The following is an 8,216-nucleotide window of genomic DNA, read 5'->3' as shown; positions in this document are numbered from 1 at the left end:
AAGGGGCAGTCCGGAGCGAACGCTCCGGACCGCAATCGTGGGCGCCCGCCACTCAGGCGCCCGCGCCGGCGAGCGGCCTACGAAGCACTGGAACGCGACTCCGAAGCCAATCCCCAACGAGAGCTCAGACGAGACCCTCACGCATGAAGGGCCCGTAATGCACCACAAACAGCTACGGCTGCACTTCATACTCCCCAGATCCCAGCACCACCGCCGCAAGCCCCGGCGCCTGGCTCAGCTTATGCAGCGCATAGCATTGCGCGGTCGCGATCTTGGCGTCGTGGAAAGCAGGGTCTTCCTGGCGCAGGTCCAGGCTGGCCAGCAGCGCGCGCGCCATCTGCCATCCGGCCAGGGTGGTGCCCGCCAGCAGCAGATACGGCACGGCGGCGGCAAACACGGCGTTGGGGCGGCTGGCGGCGTTGGCCAGCACGAAGTCGATGGCGTCGGCCAGGGCCGCGCGGGCCTGGCGCAAAGGTGTCAGCATCAGGCGCGCGGCGGCTTCGCTGCGGGCCTCCAGCGCCGCTTCGGTCTTGGAGACTTCCGCCAGCAGGGCGCGGGCTACGGCGCCGCCGTCGCGCAGGGTCTTGCGGCCCACCAGGTCATTGGCCTGGATCGCCGTGGTGCCTTCGTAGATCGTCAGGATGCGCGCGTCGCGGTAGTACTGCGCCGCCCCGGTTTCCTCGATGAAGCCCATGCCGCCGTGTACCTGCACGCCCAGGCTGGCCACGTCGATGGACATCTCGGTGCACCAGCCCTTGACGATGGGCACCAGGTATTCCTGCACCGCCAGGTGGCGCTTGCGGGCCTCGGCGTCGGGGTTGGCGTGCGCCTGGTCGGCGTGGCCCGCGGTGTAGTAGGCCAGCGCGCGGCCGGCCTCGGTCAGCGCGCGCATCGTGCCCAGCATGCGGCGCACGTCCGGGTGCTGGATGATGGGCACCGCGTCCTTGGACGAACCGTCCACCGGACGGCTCTGCACGCGCTCGGCGGCATAGGCCAGTGCGTGCTGGTGGGCGCGGTCGGCGACGGCCACGCCCTGTACGCCGACTGCGTAGCGGGCGGCATTCATCATGATGAACATGGCGTCCAGGCCGCGGTTCTCCTGGCCCACCAGATAGCCCAGCGCGCCGCCCGCGTCGCCGAATTGCAGCGTGCAGGTGGGGCTGGCCTTGATGCCCAGCTTGTGTTCGATCGACACGCAATGGACGTCGTTGCGCGCGCCCAGCGTGCCGTCTTCGTTCACCAGGAACTTGGGCACAAGGAACAGCGAAATGCCTTTGACGCCTTCGGGCGCGTCGGGCAGGCGCGCCAGCACCAGGTGCAGGATGTTCTCGGCCAGGTCGTGCTCGCCGTAGGTGATGAAGATCTTGGTGCCGGAAATGCGGTAGGTGCCGTCGCCCACGGGCTGCGCGCGCGAGCGCACCATGGCCAGGTCCGAGCCCGCCTGCGGCTCGGTCAGGTTCATGGTGCCGGTCCAGCGTCCGGAAATCATGGGCTCGATGAAGCGCTGCTTCAGTTCGGGCGAACCGGCAGTCAGCAGCGCCTCGATCGCGCCGTTGGTCAGCAGCGGGCATAGCGCGAACGACAGATTGGCGGCGTTCAGCATTTCGGAGCAGGGCGAGCCGATCAGGCCCGGCAGGCCCTGGCCGCCGTATTCCACCGGATGCGTCATGCCCTGCCAGCCGGCTTCGGCGTACAGGTTGAACGCCTGCTTGAAGCCCGGCGAGGTGGTGACGGCGCCATCGCGCCAGGAACTGGGTTCGCGGTCGGCGGGGTGGTTCAGCGGGGCCAGCACGTCGGAGGTGTAGCGGGCGGATTCCTCCAGCACGGCCTGAGTGGTGTCGGGCGTGGCTTCCTCGAAACCGGGCAGCGCGGCGACTTGCGGCAGGCCGGCAAGATGGTTCAGCACGAACAGCATGTCTTTGACGGGGGCTTGGTACGTCATGGCGTCGGAGCTCCTGGATGGGATGGGGACGAGGGATTCAGCCGGCCTTGCCGGGGCCGGCCACGTCGATGGCCTGGGTCGCGCCGACGGCGGCGCGCAGTTCGAATTTCTGGATCTTGCCGGTGGAGGTCTTCGGCAGCTCGCCGAAGCGCACCGCGCGCGGCACCTTGAAGCCGGGCAGCAGCAGCTTGCAGTGCGCGATGATCTCTTCGGCGGTGGCGCTGCAGCCGGGCTTGAGCTCGACGAAGGCGCAGGGGGTTTCGCCCCACTTGGGATCGGGCATGGCCACCACGGCCACCGCCGCCACGGCGGGGTGGCGGTAGAGCGCGTCTTCCACTTCGATGCTGGAGATGTTCTCGCCGCCGGAAATGATGATGTCCTTGCTGCGGTCCTTGATGCGGACGTAACCGTCGGCCGTCATCACGCCCAGGTCGCCGGTGCGGAACCAGCCGCCGGCAAAGGCCTGATCGGTGGCGCGTTCGTTCTTCAGGTAGCCCTTCATGCAGATGTTGCCGCGGAACATGACTTCGCCCACGGTCTGCTCGTCGGCCGGCACTTCTTCCATGGTGTCGGGATTGCGCACGGACACGCCGGCCTGCAGGTGGTAGCGCACGCCCTGGCGCGCATTGCGCAGCGCGCGTTCTTCCTCGTCCAGCGCGTCCCAGGCTTCCTGGCGGGCGCACACGGCTGCGGGTCCGTAGACTTCGGTCAGGCCGTACACATGGGTCAGTTCAAAGCCGATGTCGCGCATTTTGGCGATGACGGCCGGCGCGGGCGCGGCGCCCGCCACCATGGTGCGCACGGTGTGGTCGATGCCGGCGCGCATCTCGGCCGGCGCGTTGGCCAGCGCGCTCTGCACGATGGGCGCGCCGCAATAGTGGGTGACGCCTTCATTGCGGATCAGGTCGAACACGGTCTGCGGATCGAACTTGCGCAGGCAGACGTTGACGCCGGCGCGCGCGGCCACCGTCCAGGCGAAACACCAGCCGTTGCAGTGGAACAGCGGCAGCGTCCACAGATAGACCGGATGCTTGGGCATGTCCCATTCAAGGATGTTGCTGATGGCGTTGAGGTAGGCGCCGCGGTAGTGGTAGACCACGCCCTTGGGATCGCCGGTGGTGCCAGAGGTGTAGTTCAGCGCGATGGCGTCCCATTCGTCGGCAGGCGGCTTCCAGTCGTAGCGGGCGGGGGTGCCTGCCAGGAAGGCTTCGTAATCGACCGCGCCGGGCAGTTCGGCGGCTGCGCTGTCCAGGTCATGCACCGAGATGAGTTTGAGATGCGGGAACTCGGCCCGTGCGCGCTGGGCGACCTCGGCGTACTCCGTGTCCACGATCAGCGCCTGCGCTTCGCCGTGGCCCAGCATGAACAGCACGCTGGGCGTGTCCAGGCGGGTGTTCAGGGTATTGAGCACCGCGCCCAGCATGGGCACGCCGAAATGGGCTTCGACCATGGCGGGAATGTTGGGCAGCATCACGGCCACGGTGTCGCCGCGCTTGATGCCGGCTTGCGCCAGCGCGCCGGCCAGGCGCTGGGCGCGCTCGTAGGTCTGGGCCCAGTTGCGCCGCACCTTGCCGTGGACGATGGCCAGCCGCTGGCCGTAGACCTGCGCCGCGCGGGCGATGAAGTCCACCGGGGTCAGGGCTTCGTAGTTGGCGTCGCGGCGCGCAAGGCCGTTCTCGAACATACCGCTCATGCTTGTCTCCAGTTGGGACGCGCAGGCGTCCCTTATCCATCTGCGGGGCGTTTGATCCCCGTCGCTTGCCCTAGCTTAGAGGGCCGCCGAAAATACTGTCTGTCACCTGCATGACAGACCGGCGGCCAACCTGGCTTTCCCAAGTTTTACACAGTTATTCCCATGTCCGACGTTTCAAACATCGTTTCCGCTGCGGAACTGGCCAGCCTGTTCGAGGCGTGCGCCTGGTTCGCTGCACTGGAGGCCCGCCACCAGGACCTGGTGCTGGCGACGTCGCGCGCCGAACACGTGGCCAACGGCGCCTGGATCGCGCGGCGCAACGCGCCCTCGGACTATTGGCTGGGGGTGCATTCGGGCCTGTTGAAGCTGGCCATCTACAACGAGTCGGGCCGCAGCTGTACGTTTTCGGGCGTGCCGCCGGGCGGCTGGTTCGGCGAGGGCAGCGTCATCAAGCGCGAGCTGCGCAAGTACGACGTGGTGGCGATCCAGCCGTCGCTGGTGTTGCAGGTGCCTACGGCCACCTTCCATGCGCTGTTGTCGGCCAGCCTGCCGTTTTCGCATTTCGTCATCGGCCAGTTGAACAACCGCATGGGCGAGTTCATTGCTTCCATCCAGAACCATCGCTTGCTGGATGCGGACGCGCGCGTGGCGCAGTCGCTGGCGCAGCTGTTCAATCCGCAGCTGTATCCGTCCACCGATCTGACGCTGGCGATTTCGCAGGAAGAACTAGGCTATCTGACGGGCTTGTCGCGCCAGCGGGTCAACCAGGCGCTGCAGACGCTGGCGGACCAGGACATCCTGGCGCTGGCCTACAACCAGATCAAGGTGCTGGACCTGGACCGTCTGCGCCAGTACGGCCTGGACCAGCTCTGAGGGCGTCGGATCAGGCGCCGCGCAAGGCGCGGGCCAGCGCCGCGCGCGCCAGGATGCGGGTCGAATCCAGCGTGGGCAGGGCGGCGTTGCCATCGTTCAGCACCAGCGGCAATTCGGTGCAGCCCAGCACCACGGCATCGCAGCCGGCCTGGCGCAGGCGTTCGATCACGGCTTGCAGCCGGGCCACGGATTCCGGCTTGAGCACGCCAAGCACCAGCTCGTCCATGATGACGCGGGCCAGGGTGTCGCGGTCTTCTTCGGACGGCCGCAGCCATTGCAAGCCGCGCGCTTCCAGCTGATCCGGATAGACGCTGCTGTCCACCAGCCAGCGCGTGCCCAGGATACCGATGCGGCGATAGCCGCGCGCCTGGGCCTCGGCCGCGACTTCCTCGGCGATATGCAGCCAGGGCAGGGGCGATTGCGGCAGCACATGCGCCAGCGCCTGGTGGATGGTGTTGTCCGGACAGATCAGGAAATCCGCGCCGGCGCGCGCCAACTTGCCGGCCGAGGACAGCATCAGCGCGCCCACGCCGGCCAGGTCGGTCCGGTCCAGGCAGGCGACGTAGTCCGCCAGCGAATGCGTGTGCAGCGAAATCTCCGGGTGCGCGTGCGGCCCCAGGCGTTCGGCGCCTTCCGCGCACAGGGTGCGATAGCAAAGCGCGGCGCCTTCGGCGGAGCAGGCGACGATGCCGATGTGCAGGGGCGTGGCGCTCATTCGGCGGACTCCTTGCTGGATGCGCGCACGTGGCGGGCGATGTCGAGAAAGCTTGCCGCCATGGCGTCTTGCTGCGCCTGCGGCAGCCGCGACAGGAACAACTCGTCGACAGCGGGACCGTAGACCTGCCACATCTCGCGGCGCAGCGCGCGCCCCTTGGGCGTAAGGCGGGCGTAGGTGGCGCGGCGGTCCTCGTCCGAGCGGAAACGTTCGACCAGGCCCTCGGCCTCGAGGCGGTCCATCAGGCGGGTCAGGTTGTAGCGCGCGATCACCATGCGCTCGGCGATCTCGAACATCCTGGCCGTGCCCTCGGGCGCGCGCTCCAGCGCCCACAGCGCGTCATACCAGGCCAGCGGCGGCAGGCCGGCGGCCGACAGGCGCTTTTCGATTTCTTCCACCACCAGCGCATGCGCGGTCAGGAAGAGGCTCCACGCATCGGGCTTGCCCCTGGCCATGCGGTCGATTCCTTTGAAAGAGGTGGGAATGCAGCGGCTGATTGTAAGAGGGCGAGGCCGTCCGCAGAGCATCAAGAAGGGTCCAAATAACCCTGTTGCAGTTATTTATACCCTTGATTGCGGCGGTCAAATCCACCCACTGAAATACAACGCCATGATTTGAATGGGAATTTTCCTGGCACGAAATTCGCATAAGGGTACGTACCCCAAAACCGCAACACTGGAGGGCGTTCCCATCATGGGTCCGTATCGGAAATTATGGTTCACCTTGATCGCCGTATTGGCGGTCACGTTCGCATTGCTGGGCTTCTACGGCGGCGAGGTCTATCGCCAGGCGCCGCCGATACCCGGCCAGGTCGTGACGGCCGACGGCAAACCGCTGTTCGGCCGCGACGACATCCTGGACGGCCAGACGGCCTGGCAATCGGTCGGCGGCATGCAGCTCGGCTCCGTCTGGGGGCATGGCGCCTATCAGGCGCCGGACTGGACGGCCGACTGGCTGCACCGCGAGCTGACGGCCTGGCTGGACCTGGCCGCGCGCGAACAGCACGGCCAGGACTATGCGCAGCTGGACGCGCGCGCCCAGGCAGCGCTGCGCGCCGACCTGAAGGCCGAGTACCGCGCCAACCGCAGCAATGCCGCGACCGATACGCTGACGGTGAGCCCGCGGCGTGCGCGCGCCATGGCGCAGACGGCCACCTACTACGACCAGCTGTTTTCCGACGCGCCCGCGCTGCACCGCAGCCGCGAGAATTTCGCGATGAAGGAAAACACCTTGCCCGACGCCGCGCGCCGCACCCAGCTCACGCACTTCTTCTTCTGGACGGCGTGGGCAGCGGCGACCGAGCGCGAAGGCAAGAACGTCACCTACACCAACAACTGGCCGCATGAACCCCTGATCGACAACGTGCCTAGCGCCGAGAACGTCATGTGGTCCATCATCAGCGTGGTGGTGCTGCTGGCGGGCATCGGCTTCCTGGTCTGGGCCTGGGCCTTCCTGCGCGGCAAGGAAGAGGACGAGCCGCCGGCGCCGGCCAAGGATCCGCTGACCACCTTCCCCCTGACGCCTTCGCAGCGCGCCCTGGGCAAATACCTGTTCCTGGTGGTGGCGCTGTTCGGCTTCCAGGTGCTGCTGGGCGGCTTCACCGCGCACTACACCGTCGAAGGGCAGAAGTTCTACGGCATCGACGTGTCGCAGTGGTTTCCGTATTCGCTGGTGCGCACCTGGCATATCCAGAGCGCGCTGTTCTGGATCGCCACCGGCTTCCTGGCCGCCGGTTTGTTCCTGGCGCCGCTGATCAACGGCGGGCGCGACCCGAAGTTCCAGAAGGTGGGTGTGGACATCCTGTTCTGGGCGCTGGTGCTGGTGGTGGTCGGATCGTTCACCGGCAACTACCTGGCGATCGCGCAGATCATGCCGCCGGACCTGAACTTCTGGCTGGGCCACCAGGGCTATGAATACGTGGACCTGGGCCGCCTGTGGCAGATCGGCAAGTTCGCGGGCATCTGCTTCTGGCTGGTGCTGATGCTGCGTGGCATCGTGCCCGCGCTGCGCACGCCGGGCGGCGACAAGAACCTGCTGGCGCTGTTGACCGCCTCGGTCGGCGCCATCGGCCTGTTTTACGGCGCCGGCTTCTTCTACGGCGAGCGCACCCACCTGACGGTGATGGAGTACTGGCGCTGGTGGATCGTGCACCTGTGGGTCGAGGGCTTCTTCGAAGTCTTTGCGACCACGGCGCTGGCCTTCATCTTCTCCACGCTGGGCCTGGTGTCGCGCCGCATGGCCACCACCGCCAGCCTGGCCTCGGCTTCGCTCTTCATGCTGGGCGGCATACCCGGCACCTTCCATCACCTGTACTTCGCCGGCACCACCACGCCCGTGATGGCCATCGGCGCCAGCTTCTCGGCGCTGGAAGTGGTGCCGCTCATCGTGCTGGGCCACGAGGCCTGGGAGAACTGGCGCTTGAAGACCCGGGCGGCCTGGATGGACAACCTGAAGTGGCCGCTGATGTGCTTCGTGGCGGTGGCCTTCTGGAACATGCTGGGCGCGGGCGTCTTCGGCTTCATGATCAACCCGCCGGTGTCGCTGTACTACATCCAGGGCCTGAACACGACGCCGGTCCATGCGCACGCGGCCCTGTTCGGTGTGTACGGCTTCCTGGCGCTGGGCTTCACCCTGCTGGTGCTGCGCTACATCCGTCCGCAGTACGCGCTGAGCCCCGGCCTGATGAAGCTGGCGTTCTGGGGCATGAACCTGGGCCTGGCGCTGATGATCTTCACCAGCCTGCTGCCGGTGGGCCTGATCCAGTTCTATGCCAGCATCAGCGAGGGCATGTGGTACGCCCGCAGCGAAGCCTTCATGCAGCAGGACCTGCTGAAGAACCTGCGCTGGGGCCGCACCTTCGGCGACGTGGTGTTCCTGCTGGGCGCGCTGGCCATCGTGATGCAGGTGATCCTGGGCCTCTTGAGCGGCAAGCCCGCGCAGGCCGAGCCGCGTCTGCAGCCCAAGGCGGCGCGCGGCTAGCAACTCGTCCCGCG

General features: G+C 67.2%; 6 protein-coding genes. 2 read left to right on the top strand and 4 right to left on the bottom strand.

Annotation, left to right across the window (positions count from 1 at the left end; all coding sequences use genetic code 11):
- Window positions 1–172: 172 nt before the first annotated feature.
- Both AC6LKD_RS32140 and AC6LKD_RS32135 read right to left on the bottom strand, forming a co-directional pair.
- Window positions 173–1,942, bottom strand: a complete 1,770-nt coding sequence (locus AC6LKD_RS32140; protein ID WP_498118505.1) for an acyl-CoA dehydrogenase — start codon at window positions 1,940–1,942, stop codon at window positions 173–175.
- Between the two features lie 37 nt (window positions 1,943–1,979).
- A complete protein-coding gene (locus AC6LKD_RS32135; RefSeq protein ID WP_498118504.1) occupies window positions 1,980–3,635 on the bottom strand; it encodes an acyl-CoA synthetase in 1,656 nt (551 codons plus the stop codon).
- A gap of 162 nt (window positions 3,636–3,797) precedes the next feature.
- Between AC6LKD_RS32135 and AC6LKD_RS32130 the strand changes: the two genes are divergently transcribed.
- Window positions 3,798–4,508: a Crp/Fnr family transcriptional regulator gene (locus AC6LKD_RS32130; RefSeq protein WP_013393025.1), complete on the top strand. Its 711-nt coding sequence runs from the start codon at window positions 3,798–3,800 to the stop codon at window positions 4,506–4,508.
- Window positions 4,509–4,518: 10 nt separating this feature from the next.
- Here the strand turns inward: AC6LKD_RS32130 and AC6LKD_RS32125 are convergent, their stop codons facing one another.
- Together AC6LKD_RS32125 and AC6LKD_RS32120 are read right to left on the bottom strand one after the other, a co-directional pair.
- Window positions 4,519–5,223 carry an aspartate/glutamate racemase family protein gene (locus AC6LKD_RS32125; protein WP_498118503.1) on the bottom strand — a complete coding sequence of 235 codons (705 nt, stop codon included), beginning with the start codon at window positions 5,221–5,223 and terminating at the stop codon, window positions 4,519–4,521.
- Window positions 5,220–5,678, bottom strand: coding sequence for a MarR family winged helix-turn-helix transcriptional regulator (locus tag AC6LKD_RS32120; RefSeq protein WP_492275446.1), 459 nt, complete (start codon window positions 5,676–5,678; stop codon window positions 5,220–5,222). Before AC6LKD_RS32120 ends, AC6LKD_RS32125 begins: the two co-directional genes overlap by 4 nt.
- A gap of 238 nt (window positions 5,679–5,916) precedes the next feature.
- On the opposite strand from AC6LKD_RS32120, the gene AC6LKD_RS32115 reads away from it, so the two are divergent.
- Complete coding sequence (locus AC6LKD_RS32115; protein ID WP_498118502.1) at window positions 5,917–8,202, top strand: nitric-oxide reductase large subunit; 2,286 nt, start codon at window positions 5,917–5,919, stop codon at window positions 8,200–8,202.
- The last annotated feature ends 14 nt before the right edge of the window (window positions 8,203–8,216 follow it).

This window comes from Achromobacter sp. D7-1, from assembly GCF_059760445.1.
This window is presented reverse-complemented; position numbering and strand designations above follow the sequence as displayed.